Source organism: Streptomyces sp. Ac-502 (genome assembly GCF_045222935.1).
Taxonomy (GTDB): Bacteria; Actinomycetota; Actinomycetes; order Streptomycetales; family Streptomycetaceae; genus Streptomyces; species Streptomyces monomycini.
This window is the reverse complement of record NZ_JBHFFO010000001.1, coordinates 3,132,310-3,154,548: the sequence shown is the minus strand read 5'-3', so window position 1 is coordinate 3,154,548 and position 22,239 is coordinate 3,132,310. Positions and strand designations below refer to the sequence as shown.

16 protein-coding genes and 1 pseudogene are annotated in these 22,239 nt (G+C 72.9%); 12 read left to right on the top strand and 5 right to left on the bottom strand.

Annotated features, from left to right (window positions below):
• The first annotated feature begins 286 nt into the window (after window positions 1-286).
• The 3 genes and pseudogenes from ACEXOX_RS14170 (at window position 287) to ACEXOX_RS14160 (ending at window position 7,440) form a co-directional block, all read left to right on the top strand.
• Complete coding sequence (locus ACEXOX_RS14170) at window positions 287-1,018, top strand: VIT1/CCC1 transporter family protein (protein WP_406526344.1); 732 nt, start codon at window positions 287-289, stop codon at window positions 1,016-1,018.
• 401 nt (window positions 1,019-1,419) lie between these two features.
• Window positions 1,420-5,987, top strand: a pseudogene (gene gltB, locus ACEXOX_RS14165) (glutamate synthase large subunit).
• Complete coding sequence (locus ACEXOX_RS14160) at window positions 5,980-7,440, top strand: glutamate synthase subunit beta (protein ID WP_406520935.1); 1,461 nt, start codon at window positions 5,980-5,982, stop codon at window positions 7,438-7,440. Before gltB ends, ACEXOX_RS14160 begins: the two are co-directional and overlap by 8 nt.
• Before the next feature lie 104 nt (window positions 7,441-7,544).
• On the opposite strand, the gene ACEXOX_RS14155 is transcribed toward ACEXOX_RS14160, so the two are convergent.
• Entirely contained in the window at window positions 7,545-8,465 is a 921-nt protein-coding gene (locus ACEXOX_RS14155) for a serine hydrolase (protein ID WP_406526343.1), read from the bottom strand.
• Window positions 8,466-8,806: 341 nt separating this feature from the next.
• A complete protein-coding gene (locus ACEXOX_RS14150) occupies window positions 8,807-9,346 on the bottom strand; it encodes a MarR family winged helix-turn-helix transcriptional regulator (RefSeq protein ID WP_406520933.1) in 540 nt (179 codons plus the stop codon).
• An 81-nt stretch (window positions 9,347-9,427) separates the two neighbouring features.
• On the opposite strand from ACEXOX_RS14150, the gene ACEXOX_RS14145 reads away from it, so the two are divergent.
• The gene (locus tag ACEXOX_RS14145; RefSeq protein WP_406520931.1) at window positions 9,428-10,153 is read left to right on the top strand and encodes an SDR family NAD(P)-dependent oxidoreductase; all 726 of its coding nucleotides are present in this window, start codon (window positions 9,428-9,430) and stop codon (window positions 10,151-10,153) included.
• 15 nt (window positions 10,154-10,168) lie between these two features.
• Here the strand turns inward: ACEXOX_RS14145 and ACEXOX_RS14140 are convergent, their stop codons facing one another.
• Window positions 10,169-10,675 (bottom strand): PPOX class F420-dependent oxidoreductase, encoded by a 507-nt coding sequence (locus ACEXOX_RS14140; protein WP_406520929.1) that lies wholly within the window; start codon window positions 10,673-10,675, stop codon window positions 10,169-10,171.
• A 145-nt stretch (window positions 10,676-10,820) separates the two neighbouring features.
• Here ACEXOX_RS14140 and ACEXOX_RS14135 point away from each other — a divergent pair, with 145 nt between their 5' ends.
• The 3 genes from ACEXOX_RS14135 to ACEXOX_RS14125 all read left to right on the top strand — a co-directional run bounded on the left by ACEXOX_RS14135 (window position 10,821) and on the right by ACEXOX_RS14125 (window position 13,056).
• Window positions 10,821-11,081, top strand: coding sequence for a hypothetical protein (locus ACEXOX_RS14135; protein WP_406520927.1), 261 nt, complete (start codon window positions 10,821-10,823; stop codon window positions 11,079-11,081).
• Window positions 11,082-11,106: 25 nt separating this feature from the next.
• Window positions 11,107-12,201 carry a hypothetical protein gene (locus ACEXOX_RS14130; RefSeq protein WP_406520925.1) on the top strand — a complete coding sequence of 365 codons (1,095 nt, stop codon included), beginning with the start codon at window positions 11,107-11,109 and terminating at the stop codon, window positions 12,199-12,201.
• 93 nt (window positions 12,202-12,294) lie between these two features.
• Window positions 12,295-13,056 carry an MBL fold metallo-hydrolase gene (locus ACEXOX_RS14125; protein ID WP_406520924.1) on the top strand — a complete coding sequence of 254 codons (762 nt, stop codon included), beginning with the start codon at window positions 12,295-12,297 and terminating at the stop codon, window positions 13,054-13,056.
• Window positions 13,057-13,107: 51 nt separating this feature from the next.
• Here the strand turns inward: ACEXOX_RS14125 and ACEXOX_RS14120 are convergent, their stop codons facing one another.
• Window positions 13,108-13,632, bottom strand: coding sequence for a GNAT family N-acetyltransferase (locus ACEXOX_RS14120; RefSeq protein WP_406520923.1), 525 nt, complete (start codon window positions 13,630-13,632; stop codon window positions 13,108-13,110).
• Between the two features lie 65 nt (window positions 13,633-13,697).
• Here ACEXOX_RS14120 and ACEXOX_RS14115 point away from each other — a divergent pair, with 65 nt between their 5' ends.
• The 5 genes from ACEXOX_RS14115 (at window position 13,698) to ACEXOX_RS14095 (ending at window position 21,839) form a co-directional block, all read left to right on the top strand.
• On the top strand, window positions 13,698-14,393 hold the full coding sequence (locus ACEXOX_RS14115; RefSeq protein ID WP_030020956.1) for an alpha/beta fold hydrolase: 696 nt from the start codon (window positions 13,698-13,700) through the stop codon (window positions 14,391-14,393).
• A 318-nt stretch (window positions 14,394-14,711) separates the two neighbouring features.
• Window positions 14,712-15,323, top strand: coding sequence for a sigma-70 family RNA polymerase sigma factor (locus tag ACEXOX_RS14110; RefSeq protein ID WP_406520921.1), 612 nt, complete (start codon window positions 14,712-14,714; stop codon window positions 15,321-15,323).
• Window positions 15,320-17,083 carry a hypothetical protein gene (locus tag ACEXOX_RS14105; protein WP_406520919.1) on the top strand — a complete coding sequence of 588 codons (1,764 nt, stop codon included), beginning with the start codon at window positions 15,320-15,322 and terminating at the stop codon, window positions 17,081-17,083. Before ACEXOX_RS14110 ends, ACEXOX_RS14105 begins: the two co-directional genes overlap by 4 nt.
• The gene (locus ACEXOX_RS14100; RefSeq protein ID WP_406520917.1) at window positions 17,080-18,699 is read left to right on the top strand and encodes a hypothetical protein; all 1,620 of its coding nucleotides are present in this window, start codon (window positions 17,080-17,082) and stop codon (window positions 18,697-18,699) included. Before ACEXOX_RS14105 ends, ACEXOX_RS14100 begins: the two co-directional genes overlap by 4 nt.
• Window positions 18,696-21,839, top strand: a complete 3,144-nt coding sequence (locus ACEXOX_RS14095) for an FtsK/SpoIIIE domain-containing protein (RefSeq protein WP_406520915.1) — start codon at window positions 18,696-18,698, stop codon at window positions 21,837-21,839. The genes ACEXOX_RS14100 and ACEXOX_RS14095 overlap by 4 nt, the downstream gene beginning before the upstream one ends.
• An 80-nt stretch (window positions 21,840-21,919) precedes the next feature.
• Here ACEXOX_RS14095 and ACEXOX_RS14090 read toward each other — a convergent pair whose 3' ends face one another.
• On the bottom strand, window positions 21,920-22,228 hold the full coding sequence (locus ACEXOX_RS14090) for a hypothetical protein (RefSeq protein WP_406520914.1): 309 nt from the start codon (window positions 22,226-22,228) through the stop codon (window positions 21,920-21,922).
• Window positions 22,229-22,239 lie beyond the last annotated feature (11 nt).

Sequence of the window (22,239 nt, the reverse complement as noted above, 5' to 3'; positions counted from 1 at the left end):
CCACCGTCGGTGAACCTGTGATCAGCATCCCGCGCCGGGCCTCCCGGCCGCATTGAGGTTTTCCGCAGGATCGTCTGCGGTTTCCCGCACCCCGCGTACGCGCCCGGTGTGATCCACCCCTCACCACCGCCTGAGCCGCCCACAAAACCGCAGGTCAGCGCAGTAAGTTCGGCCTTCCTTGCTAGCGCGGCGGGGTGTGCGGCGCATAGCTTCGAGGTGTTGGAGGGGGAAGCGCCGGCATCGGCCCACACCTCGCGAGAAGGGAACGGGTCCCCATATGTCTGTCATGGATGTCATGGACGCTTCGGCGCCCACGCACATAGCCCACCGCGACAACCACACCCACCGCGACGTGAACGGCGGCTGGCTGCGCCCCGCCGTCTTCGGCGCGATGGACGGGCTGGTCTCCAACCTCGCCCTGATGACCGGCGTCGCCGGCGGCGCGGCCTCCCAGCAGACCATCATCATCACCGGCCTCGCGGGCCTGGCCGCAGGCGCGTTCTCCATGGCGGCCGGCGAGTACACCTCGGTGGCCTCCCAGCGGGAGCTGGTCCTCGCCGAACTGGACGTGGAGCGGCGGGAGCTGCGCAAGCACCCCAAGGACGAGCTGGAGGAGCTGGCCGCGCTGTACGAGTCGCGCGGTGTGGAGCCGGAGCTGGCCCGTGAGGTGGCCAGGCAGCTGTCGAAGGACCCGGAGCAGGCGCTGGAGATCCATGCCCGCGAGGAGCTGGGCATCGACCCGTCCGACCTGCCCTCGCCTACGGTCGCCGCCGTCTCGTCCTTCGGTTCCTTCGCGCTGGGCGCCCTTTTGCCCGTCCTGCCGTACCTGCTGGGCGCCTCTCAGTTGTGGCCCGCGGTGCTGCTGGCGCTGGTGGGGCTCTTCGGGTGCGGAGCCGTGGTGGCGCGGGTGACGGCGCGGTCCTGGTGGTTCAGCGGTCTGCGGCAGCTGGCCCTCGGCGGCGCGGCGGCGGGTGTGACGTACGTCCTGGGCACACTGTTCGGTACGGCCGTAGGGTGACCCTTCGTGCAGCGCTATGCGGGCCCCCGTATAACTAAAGCGTTACCAGGCGGTTTCGTTCGATGGGGGCCGGGCATAAGGCCCAAGCGTTGCGGGCAATGTCGCCTGCTCGAAAACGACGCACACGACGCCGGTGGAGGCCGATCCGTCCGCCCGCGTCCTCGGTCCACCGCCACGAGTGGTGTCCGCATCCTGGAAGGCTCTATCCGCTTTTCGAGAAGCGAGCCATCCTGTAACCTGCACGAAATTTCGCGGAGGGCCAACGTCGTCCCTCGGTACTGCCCCCCAGAGCCGAGCGCCTGGGAGGGACCCCCATTGCCACGACGACGTTGGGAGAGCCGATGCGTTCCGCGTCCACGCACTCCGCGACCACCGGCAGCGCCAGCGCCGCCTGGTCGCCCATGGACGGGCGCCCCGCCCCGCAGGGAATGTACGACCCCGCAACGAGCACGACGCCTGCGGCGTCGGCTTCGTGGCGACCCTCACCGGCGAGCCCAGCCACGCACTGGTCGAACAGGCCCTCACCGTCCTGCGCAACCTGGAGCACCGCGGCGCGACCGGCTCCGAGCCCGACTCGGGAGACGGTGCCGGCATCCTCCTCCAGGTCCCGGACGCCTTCCTGCGCGAGAGCGTCACCTTCGCCCTGCCCGACGCCGGCGCGTACGCCGTGGGCATCGCCTTCCTGCCGTCCGTCGCCGAGGACGCCGCGGCCGCCGTCTCGCGGATCGAGACGATCGCGTCCGAAGAGGGCCTGGACGTCCTCGGCTGGCGGGTCGTCCCGGTGGCTCCGCAACTGCTCGGCAACGGCGCCCGCGCCACGATGCCCGCCTTCTCCCAGCTGTTCGTGGCCGACAAGCACGGCCAGGACACCGGCCTCGCCCTGGACCGCAAGGCGTTCGTGCTGCGCAAGCGCTGCGAGCGCGAAGCGGGTGTGTACTTCCCTTCGCTGTCGGCCCGCACCATCGTCTACAAGGGCATGCTGACGACCGGGCAGTTGGAGCCGTTCTTCCCGGACCTGTCCGACCGCCGCTTCGCCACCGCGATCGCGCTGGTGCACTCCCGCTTCTCCACGAACACCTTCCCGAGCTGGCCGCTGGCCCACCCGTACCGCTTCGTCGCCCACAACGGTGAGATCAACACCGTCCAGGGCAACCGCAACTGGATGCGCGCCCGCGAGTCCCAGCTCGCCAGCAAGCTCTTCGCGGACGCCACCGGCGACAGCACGAACCTGGAGCGGCTCTTCCCGGTCTGCACGCCGGACGCCTCCGACTCCGCCTCCTTCGACGAGGTCCTGGAGCTGCTGCACCTCGGCGGCCGCTCGCTGCCGCACTCGGTGCTGATGATGGTCCCGGAGGCCTGGGAGAACAGCACCTCCATGGACCCGGCGCGACGGGCCTTCTACGCGTACCACTCCACGATGATGGAGCCCTGGGACGGCCCGGCCTGTGTCACCTTCACCGACGGCACCCAGGTCGGCGCGGTCCTGGACCGCAACGGCCTGCGCCCCGGCCGCTACTGGGTCACCGACGACGGCCTGGTGGTTCTCTCCTCCGAGGTCGGCGTCCTGGACATCGACCCGGCCAAGGTCGTCCGCAAGGGCCGCCTGCAGCCCGGCCGGATGTTCCTGGTGGACACCGCCGAGCACCGCATCATCGAGGACGACGAGATCAAGGCGCAGCTCGCCGCCGAGAACCCGTACCAGGAATGGCTGGACGCGGGCCTGATCGAGCTGGCCGACCTGCCCGAGCGCGAGCACATCGTGCACACCCACGCCTCGGTCACCCGCCGTCAGCAGACCTTCGGCTACACCGAGGAGGAGCTGCGCGTCATCCTCGCGCCGATGGCCAAGGCCGGCGCCGAGCCGATCGGCTCGATGGGCACGGACTCGCCGATCGCCGCTCTCTCCGAGCGCCCGCGGCTGCTGTTCGACTACTTCACCCAGTTGTTCGCGCAGGTCACCAACCCGCCGCTGGACGCCATCCGCGAGGAGCTGGTCACCTCGCTGATCTCCTCGCTCGGCCCGCAGGGCAACCTGCTGGAGCCGACCGCGGCCTCCTGCCGCAGCGTCATGCTGCCCTTCCCGGTGATCGACAACGACGAGCTGGCCAAGCTCGTCCACATCAACGCCGACGGCGACATGCCGGGCATGAAGGCCGTCACCCTGTCCGGTCTGTACCGGGTCTCCGGCGGTGGCGAGGCACTGGCCGCCCGGATCGCCCGGATCTGCGCCGAGGCCGACGCCGCCATCGAGGACGGCGCCCGCCTGATCGTGCTCTCCGACCGGCACTCGGACGCCGAACACGCCCCGATCCCGTCCCTGCTGCTCACCGCCGCGGTGCACCATCACCTCATCGGCACCAAGCAGCGCACCCAGGTCGGGCTGCTCGTCGAGGCCGGTGACGTGCGCGAGGTGCACCACGTCGCGCTGCTCATCGGGTACGGTGCCGCGGCCGTCAACCCGTACCTGGCGATGGAGTCCGTCGAGGACCTGGTCCGCGCCGGTACGTTCCTGCCGAAGGACACCGACCCCGAGCCCGCGATCAGGAACCTGATCAAGGCGCTCGGCAAGGGCGTCCTGAAGGTGATGTCCAAGATGGGCATCTCCACCGTCGCCTCCTACCGGGGCGCGCAGGTCTTCGAGGCCGTCGGCCTGGACCAGGCCTTCGTGGACGCGTACTTCCACGGCACCACCACGAAGATCGGCGGCGCCGGCCTCGACGTGATCGCCAAGGAGGTCGCCGCCCGGCACGCCAAGGCGTACCCGGCCACCGGCATCGCCGCCACCCACCGCGCGCTGGACATCGGCGGCGAGTACCAGTGGCGCCGCGAGGGCGAGCCGCACCTGTTCGACCCGGACACGGTCTTCCGCCTCCAGCACTCCACCCGCTCGCGCCGCTACGACATCTTCAAGCAGTACACGGAGCGGGTGAACGAGCAGTCCGAGCGGCTGATGACGCTGCGCGGCCTGTTCTCCTTCAAGTCCGACCGCCCCGCGGTGCCGCTGGAGGAGGTCGAGCCCGTCTCCGAGATCGTCAAGCGCTTCTCCACCGGCGCGATGTCGTACGGCTCCATCTCCCAGGAGGCGCACGAGACCCTCGCCATCGCCATGAACCAGCTGGGCGGCAAGTCCAACACCGGTGAGGGTGGCGAGGACCCGGAGCGCCTGTACGACCCGGCGCGCCGCTCCGCGATCAAGCAGGTCGCCTCCGGCCGCTTCGGCGTGACCAGCGAATACCTGGTCAACTCCGACGACATCCAGATCAAGATGGCGCAGGGCGCCAAGCCCGGCGAGGGCGGCCAGCTGCCCGGCCACAAGGTCTACCCGTGGGTCGCCAAGACCCGGCACTCGACGCCCGGCGTGGGCCTGATCTCCCCGCCGCCGCACCACGACATCTACTCCATCGAGGACCTCGCCCAGCTCATCCACGACCTGAAGAACGCCAACCCGCAGGCCCGCATCCACGTGAAGCTGGTCTCCGAGGTCGGCGTCGGCACCGTCGCCGCGGGCGTCTCCAAGGCGCACGCCGACGTGGTCCTCATCTCCGGACACGACGGCGGTACGGGCGCCTCCCCGCTGACCTCCCTGAAGCACGCGGGCGGCCCCTGGGAGCTGGGCCTGGCCGAGACCCAGCAGACGCTGCTGCTCAACGGCCTGCGCGACCGGATCGTCGTGCAGACCGACGGCCAGCTCAAGACCGGCCGCGACGTGGTCATCGCCGCCCTGCTGGGCGCCGAGGAGTACGGCTTCGCGACCGCGCCGCTGGTGGTCTCCGGCTGCGTCATGATGCGCGTGTGCCACCTGGACACCTGCCCGGTCGGCATCGCCACCCAGAACCCGACGCTGCGCGAACGCTTCAGCGGCAAGGCCGAGTACATCGTCAACTTCTTCCAGTTCATCGCCGAGGAGGTCCGCGAGATCCTCGCCGAGCTGGGCTTCCGCTCGCTGGAGGAGGCGGTCGGCCACGCCGGCCTGCTGGACACGTCCAAGGCCGTCAACCACTGGAAGGCGCAGGGTCTGGACCTCGGGCCGCTGCTGCACGTGCCCGAGCTGCCCGAGGGCGCCGTACGCCACCAGATCACCGTCCAGGACCACGGCCTGGCGAAGGCGCTCGACAACGAGCTGATCAAGCTGTCCGCCGACGCGCTGTCCGCGGACACCGCCGAGGCCGCGCAGCCCGTACGGGCCCAGGTGGCGATCCGGAACATCAACCGGACCGTCGGCACCATGCTCGGCCACGAGGTGACCAAGAAGTTCGGTGGCGCCGGCCTGCCCGACGACACCATCGACATCACCTTCACCGGCTCGGCCGGCCAGTCCTTCGGCGCGTTCCTGCCGCCCGGCGTCACACTGCGCCTGGAGGGCGACGCCAACGACTACGTCGGCAAGGGCCTCTCGGGCGGCCGGATCGTGGTCCGCCCGGACCGCGGCGCCGACCACCTGGCCGAGTACTCGACCATCGCGGGCAACACCCTCGCCTACGGGGCCACCGGCGGCGAACTGTTCCTGCGCGGCCGCGTCGGCGAGCGGTTCTGCGTCCGCAACTCCGGCGCCACGGTGGTGTCCGAGGGCGTCGGCGACCACGGCTGCGAGTACATGACGGGCGGGCACGCCGTCGTCCTGGGCGAGACCGGGCGCAACTTCGCAGCCGGTATGTCCGGCGGCATCGCGTACGTGATCGACCTGGACCCGGCCAACGTCAACCGTGAGCTGACCGCGGCCGTGACCACCGAGTTGGACGCCACCGACCGGCAGTGGCTGCACGACGTCGTGCGCCGCCACCAGGAGGAGACCGGCTCCACCGTCGCCGCGAAGCTGCTCGCCGACTGGGACACCGCGCTGGCCCGCTTCAGCAAGGTCATTCCCGCCACCTACCAGGCAGTGCTCGCCGCCAAGGACGCCGCCGAGCGAGCCGGGCTCTCCGAGTCCGAGACCCACGAGAAGATGATGGAGGCGGCGATCAATGGCTGACCCCAAGGGCTTCCTGACCACCGGCCGCGAGGTCGCAAAGACCCGCCCCGTCGAGGAGCGCGTCCGAGACTGGAACGAGGTCTACGTCCCCGGTTCGCTGCTGCCGATCATCAGCAAGCAGGCCGGACGCTGCATGGACTGCGGCATCCCCTTCTGCCACAACGGCTGTCCGCTCGGAAACCTCATCCCCGAGTGGAACGACTACGCCTACCGCGAAGACTGGACGGCCGCCAGCGAGCGGCTGCACGCGACCAACAACTTCCCGGAGTTCACCGGTCGCCTGTGCCCGGCCCCCTGCGAGTCGGCGTGTGTGCTGGGCATCAACCAGCCGCCGGTGACCATCAAGAACGTCGAGGTCACCATCATCGACAAGGCGTGGGACAGCGGGGACGTCACCCCGCAGCCGCCGGAGCGCCTCAGCGGCAAGACCGTCGCCGTCATCGGCTCGGGCCCGGCCGGCCTGGCCGCCGCCCAGCAGCTGACCCGGGCGGGCCACACCGTCGCCGTCTACGAGCGCGCGGACCGTATCGGTGGTCTTCTCCGCTACGGCATCCCCGAGTTCAAGATGGAAAAGCGCCACATCAACCGCCGTATCGAGCAGATGCGGGCGGAAGGCACCAAGTTCCGTACGGAGGTGGAGATCGGCCGGGACATCGACGCCGCCAAGCTGCGCAAGCGCTACGACGCCGTCGTGATCGCCGCCGGTGCCACCACCTCCCGCGACCTGAAGGTCCCCGGGCGCGAGCTGAACGGCGTCCACTTCGCGATGGAGTACCTGCCGCTCGCCAACAAGGTGCAGGAGGGCGACCTGACCGTCGCCCCGATCACCGCCGCGGGCAAGCACGTCGTGGTCATCGGCGGCGGCGACACCGGCGCGGACTGCGTCGGCACGGCGCACCGCCAGGGCGCGGCGTCGGTCACCCAGCTGGAGATCATGGGCAAGCCCGGCGACGAGCGGAACCCGGACCAGCCCTGGCCGACCTTCCCGATGCTCTACAAGGTCACCTCCGCGCACGAGGAGGGCGGCGAGCGGCTGTACTCCGTCTCCACCACCCACTTCGAGGGCGACGAGGACGGCAACGTCCAGTGGCTGCACCTGGCCGAGGTGGAGTTCAAGGACGGCCGTCCCGAGACGAAGCCGGGTACCGAGCGCAGGATCCCCGCGCAGCTGGTCACCCTGGCCATGGGCTTCACCGGCACCGACCAGGACAACGGCCTCGTCTCACAGTTCGGACTGGAGCTGGACGCGCGCGGCAACATCGCCCGCGATGCCGACTTCGCCACCAACGTCCCCGGCGTGTACGTTGCGGGTGACGCCGGTCGCGGCCAGTCGCTGATCGTCTGGGCCATCGCCGAGGGCCGCTCCGCCGCCCGCGGTGTGGACCGCTTCCTGGCGGGCGCCAGCGCGCTGCCCGCTCCCGTCAAGCCGACGGACCGCGCACTGACCGTGTAGCGGCCCCGGCTCACAGATGTCCCGTACAACGACGTGCGGAACACCCGCGGCGCCTGTCCACCTCCCCGACCGGAGGGCAGGCGCCGCGATCTACGCGTGCCGGATCACCGTCCGGTTTCGGGCACCAGCGAGCCGTCCGACGTGTCGGGGAGAATCCTGGCAGCACGGGCTTCCCGGACCGGACGCGCCGTCCCGTCGAGGTCCTTGTGCAGGGTGCGGGCGAGGTCTTCGATCGTTCGGACGCCGGCGTCCATGTTCGGGTGGTCCGCGGTCAGGACGACGAGCCCGTAGTCATGTCCTCCACCGGTGACCGCGCCGACGCTGTGCACCCGCCAGCCGCCGCTGCTCCGTTGCAGCCAGCCGTTCTTGACGTGCACCTTCGCCCCGGCCGGTGCGCCGGCCGGCACGCCCCAGCGCTGCTCGGGCACCACCCGGCCCATGAGGTCCAGGGCGTAGGCGCGGGAGGCGCCGCCGAGCACGGAGTTCTCGGAGGTGAGGAGCCGCATCAGGGTGAGCTGATCGGCGGCGTTGATCTGGGTCAGGCCCCAGTACCCTTCCGTGTCCGGAACGGTGTTGCGCATTCCGGCGAGCCGCAGGAAGCTGTTTATCCGCCCGAGGCCGGCCCGCTTCCACAGTGTGGTCGTGGAGTCGTTGTCCGAATGCGTAATCATTTTTTCCGCGAGCTTTTTCTCGTCCGCGGTCAGAGCGCGCTGTTCTTCCTGGGCCTGCCGCAAGAGGGTGCCCAGCACCACGACCTTCACGACACTCGCCGAGTCGTACTGCCGGCCCGCGTCGTACGCGCACCGGGTGTCGCTCGTGCGGTCGTACAGGGCGAACGAGGTATGGCCGGAGGGGTGCGAACTCAGCACCTGGCCGAGATCCTTCGCGAGCCGGTCGGCGAGCCCGTCCTTGGTGGACGTGCAGGTCACCTTCGGGGCCGCCGGCTGTGCCGGTGTCGCCGCGGCGGCCGTCGCCGGGGCCGCGGCCGCGAGGAGCGAGGAGAGGGCGGCGGTGAGCACCGGCACGGCGGCGAAACGCCGCCGGGTGGAATCCAGGGTGCGTATTCGATGGCGCAAAGTGTTCCTTCGTCTTTCTGCTCGTGTTCACCGGCAGGGCGTGGAAAGGAGGCATGGCGGCAGGGGTACTGCCGGTCGTTGCGCGGGGAATTCAGTCGTTGACCGGGCGTAGGGCCCGGTGTTGTGCACCGACCCGTCGGATCAGTGCGATTCACGCCGCAGGAGCATCCAGCACGAACGTTTCTGTGTCAATGGTGGAAATAACGCCACAGGGGTCGCTCACCGGCCGCCGGGGGAGACGTACGACTGCCCGCGTGGGGGCGGCGCGGGGGCCGGGGCCGGGGCGGGCGTTATTCCCCGACCTGTGTGATCCGGTCGTCGCCCAGGCGCGTCTGGACGTCCTGGAGCAGCAGCTTCAGCAGGCCGGCCAGCTGCTCCTGCTGGTCCGGCTTCAAGCCGCTGACCAGCTCCGTCTCGCGGTGCAGCACCCGGTCCACGGTCTCTTCGACGAGCGTGTGTCCGGCCGGGGTCAGCTCGACCCACACCGTGCGGGGGCGGCCCTCGCCCGGGCGGCGGACGACCAGGCCCTCGCGCTCGGCACGGGCCACGCGCTGGGAGATCGCGCCGGCCGTCACCATGGAGCGGGCGGCGAGTTCGCGGGTGCTGAGGGTGTACGGGGTGCCGGCGCGGCGCAGCACGCTCAGCAGGTCGAGGGTGGCGGTGTCCACGCCGGCGCGGGCCAGCACCCGGCGCCGGTCGTCGCCCAGCAGCTTGGCCAGCTGCCACAGGGGTGTGACGATTCCGATGGACGAGACGGGCATGCCGGGGCGCTCGCGTTCCCAGGCGTCGGCGATCTCCTGGACGGGGTACGGGGCGTCCGCGCTTGCCATGGGCCCTCCTGCGAGTGTTATGTTCAGACCTAAATTCAGATCTAAATTTAGGTCTCAACGTATGACGTCGGGAGCTACCTTATGTCACGCACCATCCTGGTCACCGGCGGCGCCACCGGCATCGGCCTGGCCGTCGCCCGCCACTTCGCCGCCCAGGGCGACGCGGTCACCGTCACCGGCCGCCGTCCCGCGCCCCTGGAGAAGGCCGCCGAGGAGACCGGCGCCCGCGCGGTCGTCTGCGACCACACCGATCCCGCCGCGCTGGCCCGCCTCCTGGACGAGCTGCCCGAGCGGATCGACGTCCTGGTCAACAACGCCGGCGGCAACACCGACTTCGACGACGCGCCGGGCGACGACCTGGCCTCGTACGCACGGGCCTTCCGCGCCAACCTGGACGCGAATCTGCTCACCGCGGCCCTGACCACCAAGGCCCTGGAGGGCTGGCTCGCCGAGGGTGGCGCCGTCGTGCACATCGGCTCGATCGCCGCCGACCAGGGCTCGGGCTCCGGCGCGTACGGAGCGGCCAAGGCCGGACTCACCACCTGGAACCTCGACCTGGCGAAGGAGCTCGGCCCGCGCGGCATCACCGCCAACGTCGTCTCGCCCGGCTACATCGAGGACACCGAGTTCTTCCGGGACCGGCTCGCCGACGAGCGGCGTACCTGGCTGGTGGACGCCACCGCCACGGGGCGGGCCGGGCGGCCGGGGGACGTCGCGGCGGCAGTCGCGTTCCTGGCGTCCGAGGGGGCGCGGCACATCACGGGGCAGGTGCTCAACGTCAACGGGGGTGCTTACAGGACGCGGTGAGGCGGCCGGTGAGGGCTAGTTCGACTCCTCGGCCCGGTCCTCCTCGGACCGGTCCTCCTCTTCGACGAGCCGGGGCGGGAAGCCGCCCGTGGCGATCGGCCCCCACCGCAGCGGCGTCACCCGGATCAGCGACTTGCCCTGCGTGATCATCGCGGCGCGGTACTCGTGCCAGTCCGGGTGCTCGCCCGCGACGTTGCGGTAGTACTCGACCAGCGGCTCGACCGAGTCCGGCGCGTCCAGGACCTCCGCCTCGCCGTCGACCTGCACCCAGGGGCCGTTCCACTCGTCGGAGAGCACGAGCACGCTCACCGAGGGCGCCCGGCGGGCGTTGCGGACCTTGGCGCGCTCCGGGTACGTCGCCATCACCAGCCGCCCGGAGTCGTCGACGCCGCAGGTCAGCGGCGATGCCTGGGGCGTGCCGTCGGAGCGCCGGGTGAGCAGGACCGCCCGGTGCCGGGGACGTACGAACTCCAGCAGGCCGTCGAGGTCCACGTGGGTGTTGGTGGCGATGGAAGGACTCATACCGGCGAGCCTAGGCCGTGGAGCGCGCTCGAAGGGGGCGACGTCCCGTGGAGCGGCGCGGTCCGCCGTGTCCGCGCTATTGACTAAAAGTCAGCCGGGAACGACGCTGCTGGGCAGCCGTCGTAGCCGCACCCCGGGAGGACTGGTGGGTACAGGTTCGAGCACCGACGCACGGACCGGCGCGGGCGGGGACAGCGAGGCGTTCCGGGCCCTGACCGAAGCACTCGGCGCCCCGCCGCCGCCCGGCCTCGCCGCCGCCGCGCCCGAAGAACTCGGCGTGCTGACGCGCGCGTTGCGCGCCCGTAAGGAGAGCCGCGCGGCGGGCCTCAACGACGCGGCCGAAGAGGCCCTGAAGCTGGTGCCCGCCCTCGCCCGCGGCCCCGTGCGCCGCATCCTGTTCCGCTGACCCAGCCGACCGGACGGTGGTCCCCATGGACACGCTCAGCAATCGCGCCGAGGCACAGAAGATCGCCCAGTTGCTCGATGTCCTGCCGGAACAGCTGGAGTTCCTGCACGGGCTGCCCGCCGAGGACGTACGGCAACTCCGCGCCCGTACCGTCGACACGCTCTTCGACGATGTACCGGACATGCTCGACCGGATCGCCGCCGCCACCAAGCTCGTACCGGCCGGTGTCGCCGCCGCGATCTCGCAGAAGGCGCTCGGGCCGCGGCTGGCCGCCTCCGTGGCCGGGCGGCTGGACCCCGGCCGCGCCGCCGACATCATCGAGAAGCTGCCGGTCGCCTTCACCGCCGAGTCCTGCGGCCACCTGGACCCCCGCCGGATCGCCGGGATCGTCGACCGGCTGGACGAGGACCTCGTGGTCCGTATCGCCGTCGCCCTCGCCGAACGCGGCGACCACCTGACGATGGGACGCTTCGTCGGCCACCTGCGCGACGGGGCCCTGGAACGGATCCTCCAGCTCATCGACGATGAGGTGGTGCTGCGCGTCGGGTTCTTCATCGACCTGCCGGAACGTCTGGACGCCGTCCTGGAACTGATGGGGGAGGAGCGGCTGGCCTCGGTGGTGGCCGCGGCCGGCAACGGTCTGTGGCCCGAGGCGCTGGCCGTGGCCGGGCTGGCCGGTCCGGAGCGGCGCGCCCGGGTGGCCGCCCTCGCCGCCCGCCAGGACCCCGTACGGCTGGACGGGCTCGTCCGTACCGCGCACGAGCAGGGGCTGTGGGAGTCGCTGCTGCCGCTGGTGGCCCTGCTGTCCGAGGAGGACCGGCGGGCGGTCGCCGCCCTGCCGTCGCTGCGCGACGCCCAGGTGCTCGGCGCGGTCGTCCGGGCGGTCGTCGCGACCGGTCTGTGGGCGGAGTTCCTGCCGCTGGTCGCGGAGTTGCCGCCGGAGTCGCGCAAGGTGGTGGCGGACACGGCGGGGGCACTGCCGGACGCGGCGCTGGACGCGATGGTGCTGGAGGTCGAGAAGCAGGACCTGTGGGACGCGGTACTGCCCCTGGTGGAGATCATGGACGAGCCGGCCAAGGAGCGGGTCTTCGCGCTGCCGGCCTTCCGGGAGCAGGGGTAGGTCTGTGGGCGGCGGCGGGGTTCGCCGTCCGCTCAATCCGCCCTGGGCGCAAAGTGGATGGCTTCGTGAGGGTCGCCCGCTAGCGTCCGGACCATGACTGCTTCTCCCGATGCCGGTCGTGTTTCTGCCGGCCCTGTCCCGATCGTCCCCGATGTCTGGCAACTGCCGTTCCCGGTGGGCCATGTCCACCTCGTGCGGCTGTCCGACGGCGGTTTCGCGGCCGTCGACACCGGCGTTCTGGGCTCAGCCCCGGTGATCCTGGAGGCGGTGACCCGTCTCGCCGGAACGCCGGACGCGCTGCGGCAGATCGTGCTGACCCATTCCCACGTCGACCACATGGGGTCGGCCGCCGACCTGGTGGCCGCCACCGGCGCCCGGGTCCTGGCGGGCGCGGCGGACGTCCCGGCCGTCACCGGCACGGCGCCCGAGCCGCCGCCGACGCTCACCGCCACCGAGGCGCCGCTGCTCGAACAGGCCCTGGCCGGCATGGCGGAGGCGGGCACGCCGCCGCTGAAGCATGTACAGGTGGACGTCGAACTTCGTGACGGCGACATCCTCGACGACTGGCCCGAGCCCGCCCACGTGCTCCACGTCCCCGGTCACACGCCGGGCAGCACGGCGCTGCACCTGCCTGCCGCCGGTGTGCTGTTCACCGGCGACCTCATGGGAACGGGGCCGGACGGCCGGGTCGTCCTCGGTCCGTTCAACGTCGACCGGGCGGCGGCCGTCGCGTCCTTCCGGCGGCTGGCCGCGCTGCCCGGCGTGGACACGCTGTGCGTACCGCACGGCGTTCCGGTCCGTACGGGGGCGGCACGTGCCCTGGCCGCGGCCACCCCCGAGACCGACTGGCTGTGAGCCGGGCGGCACCAGCGGGAGATCACGGGCATCACGGGCGCGGTACGACGGTCATCGGGCCGCGTAGGCGACCGTCCTGAACGGCCAGTCCGCGGCCAGCCAGTCCCGTACCGCTTCGTACAGGGGCCGGTCCAGGTCGGCGCGGTCGGCCCGTACCCAGGAGCGGACCGTCGCGTCCGGGGCCGGACCCGGGGCTCGGTCCGGAATCCCGGGCGCCGTCTCGCCCGGTTCCGTACTGGTAGCGCCATGTTCGTCCCGTACGGGATAGATGTACACGCACCCGATCACCTCGCCGCCCGGTAGCCCGATGACGGAGTACGTGAAACCCGTGCGCCGCTCGAAGTCCCGGGCGTGCCGCCGCAGGTCGCCGAGGTTCTCCTCGGGCGTCATCCCGGCCTCGGGCGGCCAGCCGCGGCCGGTGTAGCCGGGGGTCGCCCTGATGTGCGTGATGCTGGTGGCCCAGGCGGCGTGGTCGGCGGCGTTGTGGTCCGGAGTGAGCGGTTCCAGCCGGAAGCGGTCGGTGGTCGGTCCACGGGGGACGACGAAGTCGGCGGGCACGAAAGGCGGATGGCTCATGAGGTGAGAATAGGGTCCGGCGCGTCGCCCGACCGTGGCGCGGAACGGAACGGAAAGGCTTCTCCATGCAGCTGCACACCCAGGAGTGGGGTACCGGCGACCGGGTCGCGGTGCTGGTCCACGGCATCATGTCGGACCACCGGACCTGGCGCCGGGTGGGGCCCGCGCTGGCCGGGCGCGGCTACCGCGTCATCGCCGTCGACCTGCGGGGCCACGGCGCCAGCCCGCGTGGCCCGTACAGCGACGAGCTGTTCGCCGACGACCTGGTGGAGACCCTGCCCGCGGGCGTGGAGGTGGCCCTCGGGCACTCGCTCGGCGCGATGGCGCTGTCGCTGGCGGCCGAGCGGCTGCGCCCGCGGCGCGCCGTCTACTCGGACCCGGCCTGGACCCTGGGCAACACCGAGCGGCCGATGGACCCCGCGCTGTTCGTCGAGTTCAAGCGCGCCACCCGGCAGATGATCCGGGGCTTCAACCCGCGCTGGGAGGAGGCCGACGTGGAGATCGAGATGGCGACGATCGAGGCGTGGGACTCGGACACGGCGCTGGCCCTGTCCGGCGGTGACCTCAAGGAGCGCATACCGGAGCGGCCGGTGGTGCCCTCCCTGGTGCAGGTGGCCGGGGAGGGTTTCCTGTTCACGGAGGCGGACAAGGAGCGAGTGGCGGAGCGCGGCTTCGAGGTCCGGACGGTCGAGGGCGCCGGGCACACCATCCACCGGGACGACTTCGACGGCTTCATGAAATCGCTGGAAGGCTGGATCTGACCGGAGGCCGGAACCGACCGGAGGCCGGATCCGACCGAAGGCTGGATCTGACCGAGCGGCACCCGGGTCTGCCGCGACGTCATCCGCATCCGACCCGGCGGTATCCGTCCCGGCAGAAGCGGCTGCCGGTTTTGGCACCTGATGTTCAATCTTGTACCACCAAGGGGTGGCTGGAAGCGGCGACGGGCGCCGGCCCCGCCCGGGGCGCTTTGCCGCGGTCCGCGACGGCTGATTAGGGTGTGGTCCGTGGTAGTAGCAACCACCCGCCCCGGTCGGCCCGCGGACCGGCGACCCGAAATCCCCTGAGGCAGCACAGCGATGACCGAACCGGCGATACCGGCCCGGGGCCCCGCCGCCGCGCCGGAACGCCCCACGCCGGTCCCCCCGCCACCCGCCAGGCCGCTCACCGAGGAGCGCATCACGGCCCTCGTACTGTCGTACCGCCAGACGCTGTTACGGTACGTCACCGGCCTGCTGCCCGCCGATCCACAGCGCGCGGAGGACGTCGTCCAGGAGACGCTGCTGCGTGCCTGGCTGGAGAGCGACCTCTCCCGTGTGGGGGACGCCCGGCGCGCAGCCGGGTGGGAACCCGGTCTGCCGTGGCTGTTCCGGGTCGCCCGCAACGTCGTGATCGACTGGAGCCGGCGCGACAGCTCCCGGCCGGCGGTGCCGACCGGACTGCCGCCGGAGACGGCCGGCCCGGCGGACGAGGTCGCGCGCGTCGTGGAGCGGACGCACGTCGTCGGGTTGCTCGCCCAACTGTCCCGCCCCCATCGAGAGGTTCTGGTGTACACATACCTGCTCGGCTGTTCCGGACCCGACACGGCGCACGCGCTGGGCATACCGCCCGGCACGGTCAAGTCCCGGCTGCACCACGCGATGCACCACCTGCGGCGGGCCGCCGCGCCCGACGCCCGGGACCGCGGATGAGCGGCCCGGGCCGGATCGCGCCGCCGGGCACGGCGGCCGTCGTGGCACCGGCGCAGTCCCCGGTGCCGCTGGCCCTCGGTATGCCGGACCGCACCTCCTGGCTGATCCTCATCGGCTTCCTCGTCGTCCTGATCCTGCTCATCTGGCTGCTCGCCCGGGCCGTGCGCAAACAGGGCGGCTTCCGCCGCGCCTGCCGCCGGGTCGCCTGGGAGGTCCGGATGACCGCGCGGGCTTTCACCGCGCCGCTCCGCGCCTATCTGCGGCACCGGCGCTGCGCCCGGACCCTGGCCGCGTACTTCGCCGACCCGGCCGCGTACGAGCTGTCCCGCGCGGCGCTCGACCGCGCGGACGCGGACGCGGGCGACGACTGCTACGCGCCGACCGTCCAGCTGGCGCAGGCCAGGGACCGGGTGCACGTCGTCGTCGCGGGCCGCGACCCGGCCGGTGCCGCAGGACCGGTTCTGCCCTGGACCGACGCGGCCGCCGAACCGGGGGAGTGGACCTGGTCGGCGCCCGCCGACGCGGTACGGGGGTCGTCGGCGGCGCACGGTCGCGCCGTACGGCTGCCGCTCGTCCTCGGTGTGGACCGCAAGTCGTCGGGCGTGGTGCTCGTCGACTGGCTGCGCGGCCCCGCGGCGCTGGGCGTCGAGGGCGACCCGCGGGTGTCCCGCAGCGTGCTCCAGGCGCTGACGGCCCAGGTGGACCGGATGCCGGACGGGCCGCCGGTCCTGGTGGCGCACGGCGTGCACCCGCGCTTCCCGGGCCGCCCGCTGGACGAGATCCTCACCGAACTGTCCGTGGACCGGTGGACGGATCCGGCGCAGGGACCGGAGCACGGAACGCAGCAGGCACCGCGGACCGCGGACGCGACGGCGGTCCCGGTGGTCGTCTGCTGGGCGCCCACGGCCGACCAGGCGGCACGGCTGGCGGACCTGTGCGCACGGGGACGTGCCCGCGCGCTCGTCGGCGGGCGCCTGCCGGGCGCCTGCTGGGTCCTGCACGCCGAACCGGACGGGCGGCTGCTCGGCCCCGGGCCGCGGGTGGACGTGGAGTCGCCCGCGCTCGGCGGCGCCGTGGCCCGCACCGTACGGCGCAGGCAGCCCGCACCGCACTGCGTCCTGCCGGGCGCCGGTACGGGCATGGACATGAACATGGGGACACATCCGGGTACGGGCACGGGGCCGGGCGCCGGTCACGTCGGCCCCGCCGGGTCCGTACCCGAACCGGGCTTCGCCCAGCCGGACCTGCACAAGCCCGCACCCGCGCCCGCCCCGGCTCCCGCCGAGCCGGTGTGGGAAGAGACGGCCGTACTTCCGCCGGTGGCACAGCCCGCTCCGGCCGCCCAGCCGGCCCCGGCCCCTTGGCCCGCCGCGCCGCCCGCGCACGGTGACCACGGAGGCGGCGCCGCCCACCAGGGCACGTTCCCCCGCGAAACCGCCGCTTTCGACGCCGACTTCGCCGAGCCCGAGCCGGGCGCCCCCGCTCCGGCCACCGCTCCCGGGGCGGCGCCCGCACCCGTACCCGCGCAGCGGCCGGACGCCCCCGGCGCCCAGCCCACTGGCGGCCCCGACAGCGGCTCCGGCCCCGACGCCGGCGCCGACTTCGCGGAGCCGGACCTGGCCGAGCCCCGGGCCGCCGCCGCGCCGCCCGGCCTGGCCGGGGTGTCCGCCGCCTCCGGCACCCGCGGCGCCTCCGACGCCGACTCCGACGCCGACTCCGACCCCGCCGATCCCCAGGAACGGACCCCTCGTACCCCGTGAGACTCTTCGTCACCCTCGCTCCGGCCGCTCCGGCCCGGCCCGGCTCCCCGCAGCCCGCCCCCGAGCGGCGCGACCTGGTTCTGCACACCCCGGGCACGACCACCGTCGGCGCCCTGTCCGCGCGTCTCGCCGGCGACCACGCCTCCGGCGACACGCCCCCCGCCCTCTTCCTCGGCGACCGTGAACTCCCCGCCGACCTGCCGGTGTCCGCCACCGGCATCCGCGACGGCGCGACGATCGGCATCGGCGGTCCCGTACCGCCCGAGCCGGACGGCGGCTACGGTCCCGACCGCACCGAGCTGCCGCCTCCGTCCCGCTCCGCCGACGGCGAGCGGCTGCCGCGCGCGCCCCGCGTGGAACTCCAGCTGATCGGCGGCCGGGGCGCCGGGCGGGTCTGGCCGCTGGACCTCGGTACGCACACCATCGGCCCGGCGGCGGGCAGTTCCGTACGGCTCCAAGGCCGTGACGTGCCCGGCGCGGGCATCCGGGTCACCGTCCGCCCGGACGGCACGGTGCTGCTGGACGTCGGTCCGGCCGCCGCCCGCCCGACCGCCGACCGCACGGCGGCGCACAGCGGCAGGCAGACGCCCGGCCACCGCACCGACGTGGCCCTGTCGGTGCCCGAGCCGCCGCCCGCCCGGCCGCGTGCCGACGCGACCCCGCTGCCGCCCCCGCCGCCGCCCGAACTGCCCGACCCGTACGCCGACACCCACCTGCCGGTCCCCGAGGGCTGGGTGGAGTGGCCGCTCGGCGGAGAGCTGCGGCTGGGCGAGTACCTGCTGCGGATCGCCGAGCCCACCGAGGCGGACGCCGCGGTGACGGCCTCCGAGGACGGCGCCCACCTGGACTTCAACCGGCCGCCGCGGATCGTCCCGCCGCTGGTGCCGGAGCGGTTCACGCTGCCCTCGCCGCCCTCGCCGCCGCCCCGGCGCACCATCCCGCTGCTGGTGGTGATCGCGCCGATGTTCATGGGCATCGGCATGGTCGTCTTCCTGCACTCGTACTTCTACCTGATCTTCGCGTTCTTCAGCCCGGTGCTCGCCATCGGCAACTACATCAGCTCCCGGCGCAGCGGCTGGCGCGACTTCCTCACCTCGGTCGCCAACTACCGCGCCCGGCGCGCCTCGCTGGAGGACGACGTCAAGGGCATGGTCGAGCGCGAGCGCGGCCTGCGGGTCGCCGCCGGGCCCGACCCGGCCGCCGCCGGCATGTGGGCCGTCGGCCCCGGCGCCCGGCTGTGGGAACGCCGCCGCGGCCACCCCGACCACCTGCTGCTGCGCGTCGGCACCGTCCGCCAGGCGTCGCTGCTGACCATCGAGGACAGCTCCCGCGAGGACAACCACCGCTCGGTGAACTGGCAGATACCCGACATGCCGATCGGCGTGGACCTGTGCGGGGACGGCGTCATCGGCATCTCCGGCGAGACCGACGCGGCCCGTGCCCTGGCCCGCTGGACGGTGGCGCAGGCCGCGGTCCTGCACAGCCCCCGCGACGTACGGATCACCGTGCTCACCGACGCGGCGGGCGCGCCCGCCTGGGAGTGGGTGCGCTGGCTGCCGCACGCCCGCCCCGGCGAGGGCGGCATCGCCGCGCCCCCACCGGCGGGCCCACCGTGACCGTCGGCAACGACCCGGAGACGGTCGCCAACCGGGTCTCCGAACTGGTCTCCGCGATCCGCTCCCGGGCCCGTTCGCGGGAGACCGCGATGGGCGGCGCGCTGCTCGCCGAGCCCGACCTCGTCGTGGTGCTGGACGGCGCCCGGCGGCTGCGTGACGTGCCCGGTGTGGTGCAGGTGCTCAAGGAGGGCCCGTCCGTACGGGTCTTCCTGATCTGCCTCGACCAGGAGGAGCGGATGCTCCCCGAGGAGTGCGTCACCGTCTGCACGGTCGGCGCCCGCGAGGTGACGCTGCGCCGGACCGGCAGCGCCGACCTCACCGGCATCCGCCCCGACCTGGTGGACACCGGCTGGTGCGAGCGGATCGCCCGCGCCCTGGCCCCCGTACGCGACGTCACCCCGGACGGCTCCGACGGCCTGCCGGACCGCGTCAAGCTGCTGGACCTGCTCGGCCTGGAGCCGCCGCAGGCCGCCGAACTGGCCGCCCGCTGGACCAAGCGCCCGGCCTCCACCGGCGTCCTGCTGGGCGCCGGCTACACCGGCCCGGTCACCTTCGACCTGGTCAAGGACGGTCCGCACGGCCTCATCGCGGGCACCACCGGCGCCGGCAAGTCCGAACTCCTCCAGACGCTGGTGGCCTCCCTGGCGGCGGTCAACCGGCCGGACGAGATGACGTTCGTGCTCGTCGACTACAAGGGCGGCAGTGCCTTCGCGGGCTGCGAGCGGCTGCCGCACGTGCTGGGCATGGTCACCGACCTGGACAGCCACCTGGTCGAGCGGGCCCTGACCTCGCTGACCGCCGAACTGACCCGCCGCGAACGCCTCCTGGCCGACGCGGGCGCCAAGGACCACACCGAGTACCGCGCGATGCGCCGCCGCGACCCCGCGATGGCGCCGCTGCCGAGGCTGCTGCTCATCATCGACGAGTTCGCCACCCTCGCCCGCGACGTGCCCGAGTTCGTCCCCGGACTGGTCGGCATCGCCCAGCGCGGCCGTTCGCTCGGCCTGCACCTGCTGCTCGCCACCCAGCGTCCGGCCGGCGTGGTCACCGCCGACATCCGCGCCAACACCAACCTGCGGATCTCGCTGCGCGTCACCGACGCCCTCGACAGCCAGGACGTCCTGGAGGTCAACGACGCGGTCAGCATCTCCAGCGACACCCCGGGCCGCGCCCTGGCCCGGATCGGGCACCGTTCGGTGCTGCCGTTCCAGACCGCGTTCGTCGGCGCCGTACGCGACGCCGCGCAGGCCACGTCCCAGGACGCCGGGGACGCCGCGGACACCGAGCAGAGCACGGCGAAGGGAGCGCAGTCCGACGCCGACGTGTGGACCAGCGAACTCACCTGGTCGCTGCTGGGCCGTACGGCCGCCGAACCGGCCGAGGAGACCGCGGACCTCTTCGACGCCATCCAGGAGGCGATGGACGACCGCGACGCGCCCACCGACCTGACGGCCCTGGTCGACGCGGTCCAGCAGGCCGCCGCCGAGCTGGAGATCGACCGGCAGCCCAGCCCTTGGCTGCCCGCCCTGCCGCACGCCGTAAGCCTGGCCGAACTCCCCGACCGGCCCGACCCGGCCGACGGGCGTCTCGCGCCGGTCGTCTGGGGCCTGGCCGACCTGCCGGGCGCCCAGCGCCAGGAGCCCCTGGAGCTGGACCTCACCCGCTTCGGGCACCTGTACGTCCTGGGCACCCCGCGCTCCGGCCGCTCCCAGGTCCTGCGCACCATCGGCGGTGCCCTGGCCCGGCGGCACTCCAGCGCCGACGTGCACCTGTACGGCATCGACGCGGCCGGCGGCGCCCTGTCACCGCTGGCCGCGCTGCCGCACTGCGGCGCCGTCGTACCGCGCGCCGACCTGGAACGGCTGGGCCGCCTGCTGTCCCGCCTGACCGCCGAGATGAGCGCCCGCCAGGAACTGCTCACCTCGCACGGCGCGGCCAACCTCACCGAGCTGCGCGCCTTCCTGCCGCCCGCCGAACGCCCCGCCCACGTCGTCGTCCTGATCGACGGCTGGGACTCGCTGGCCGCCCTGCTCGGCGACCACGACGGCGGCCGCCCGGTCCAGGAGCTGACCTCGCTGATCCGCGAGGGCGCGCCGATGGGCCTGCACGTCATCGCCACGTCCGAACGCGCGCTGATGACCGGCAAGGTCGCCTCGCTCAACGACGAGCGGCTGCTGCTGCGGCTGACCGACCGCAACGAGTACAGCCTGGCGGGCATCCCGCCCAAGCAGGTGCCGGCCGTCGTCCCGCAGGGCCGCGGCTGGCGCGGCGGCAGCGCCACCGAGGTACAGGTCGCGCTGCTGGGCGAGCGGACCGAAGGACCGGTCACCGGCCGCGACCAGGCCGAGGCGCTGAAGCGGATCGGTGAACGGGCCGAACAGCGCGACCGCGACGTGCCCGCCGCACGCCGCCCCGCGCGCGTGCTCAGCCTGCCGCGTCAGGTGTCCTTCACCGACGCGTACGAGAAGGTCCCGGCCGCCGACCGGCGCCCGCTGTGGGGCCTGCTCGGTGTCGGCGGCGACGAACTCGGCGCCATCGGCGTGGACTTCGCGGCCGACGCGCCGTCCTTCCTCGTCAGCGGCCCGCCCGGCAGTGGCCGGTCCACCGCGCTCACCACGCTCGCGGTGTCCCTGCTGGCCGGCGGCACCCGGGTGGTCGCGCTCACCCCGCGCGAATCGCCGCTGCGGGGCCTGGCCCGGCACCCGCGCGCCGTGGTCATCCAGGACCCGGACCCGCTGGCCGACGAGGTGACCGCGGCGCTCAACGCCGAGCCGGGGCCCGCCGTGGTCCTGGTCGACGACGCCGACCTGCTCGCCCAGCTGCCCGCGGCCGACGCGGCGCTGCGCGAGGTCGCCACCACCGGCCGGGACCGCGGCATCGGCCTGGTCGCCGCCGCCACCGCCGAGACGCTGACCTCGGTGGGCATCGGCTGGCTCGGCCTCGTACGGCGGGTGCGCAAGGGCGTGCTGCTGTCGCCGCAGTCGCCGAGCGAGGGGGACATCCTGGGCGTACGGGTGCCGTACGACCTGCTGCGCGGCCGCCCGACGCCGGGCCGCGGCCTGACCGTCGACCCGGTCAGCGGCGCGCTGGTGTCGGTGCTGGTGCCGGAGACGGTGCTGCGCGACGGCGACGCCGGCTGACCGCACGGCAGGCACACACGACGGTGCCCCGCCACCGGACGAGAGGTCCGGCGGCGGGGCACCGTCGTACGTACGGAAGGTCAGCCGGCCTTCTTGGTGCCCGCCGCGATGTCCGCGTCCATCTTCTCGATGTTGTTCTTGATCTGGTTGAACTGGCTGGCGAAGGAGTTGATGCTCTCCACGGCCTTCTGCAGCGACGCGGTGAGGTTGTTGTACGACTCCTTCAGCGCCGGGCTGCTCTGCTGCATGAACATGCCGTTGTCCAGCAGGCCCTCGACGGAGGTCTTGGTGCTCAGCAGCAGCGGGTTGATGTCGTTGACGGCCTGGTTCATCACGCCGGAGACGCGCTGGATCTCGTTGTAGTCGATGTTGATGTTGCCTGCGGGCATGGTGCTGACTC

Coding starts and splice junctions, on each gene's coding strand:
- ACEXOX_RS14170 (WP_406526344.1), top strand. CDS start 287: ATGGATGTCATGGACGCTTCGGCGCCCACGCACATAGCCCACCGCGAC.
- ACEXOX_RS14160 (WP_406520935.1), top strand. CDS start 5,980: ATGGCTGACCCCAAGGGCTTCCTGACCACCGGCCGCGAGGTCGCAAAG.
- ACEXOX_RS14150 (WP_406520933.1), bottom strand. CDS start 9,346: ATGGCAAGCGCGGACGCCCCGTACCCCGTCCAGGAGATCGCCGACGCC.
- ACEXOX_RS14145 (WP_406520931.1), top strand. CDS start 9,428: ATGTCACGCACCATCCTGGTCACCGGCGGCGCCACCGGCATCGGCCTG.
- ACEXOX_RS14140 (WP_406520929.1), bottom strand. CDS start 10,675: ATGAGTCCTTCCATCGCCACCAACACCCACGTGGACCTCGACGGCCTG.
- ACEXOX_RS14130 (WP_406520925.1), top strand. CDS start 11,107: ATGGACACGCTCAGCAATCGCGCCGAGGCACAGAAGATCGCCCAGTTG.
- ACEXOX_RS14125 (WP_406520924.1), top strand. CDS start 12,295: ATGACTGCTTCTCCCGATGCCGGTCGTGTTTCTGCCGGCCCTGTCCCG.
- ACEXOX_RS14120 (WP_406520923.1), bottom strand. CDS start 13,632: ATGAGCCATCCGCCTTTCGTGCCCGCCGACTTCGTCGTCCCCCGTGGA.
- ACEXOX_RS14115 (WP_030020956.1), top strand. CDS start 13,698: ATGCAGCTGCACACCCAGGAGTGGGGTACCGGCGACCGGGTCGCGGTG.
- ACEXOX_RS14110 (WP_406520921.1), top strand. CDS start 14,712: ATGACCGAACCGGCGATACCGGCCCGGGGCCCCGCCGCCGCGCCGGAA.
- ACEXOX_RS14105 (WP_406520919.1), top strand. CDS start 15,320: ATGAGCGGCCCGGGCCGGATCGCGCCGCCGGGCACGGCGGCCGTCGTG.
- ACEXOX_RS14090 (WP_406520914.1), bottom strand. CDS start 22,228: ATGCCCGCAGGCAACATCAACATCGACTACAACGAGATCCAGCGCGTC.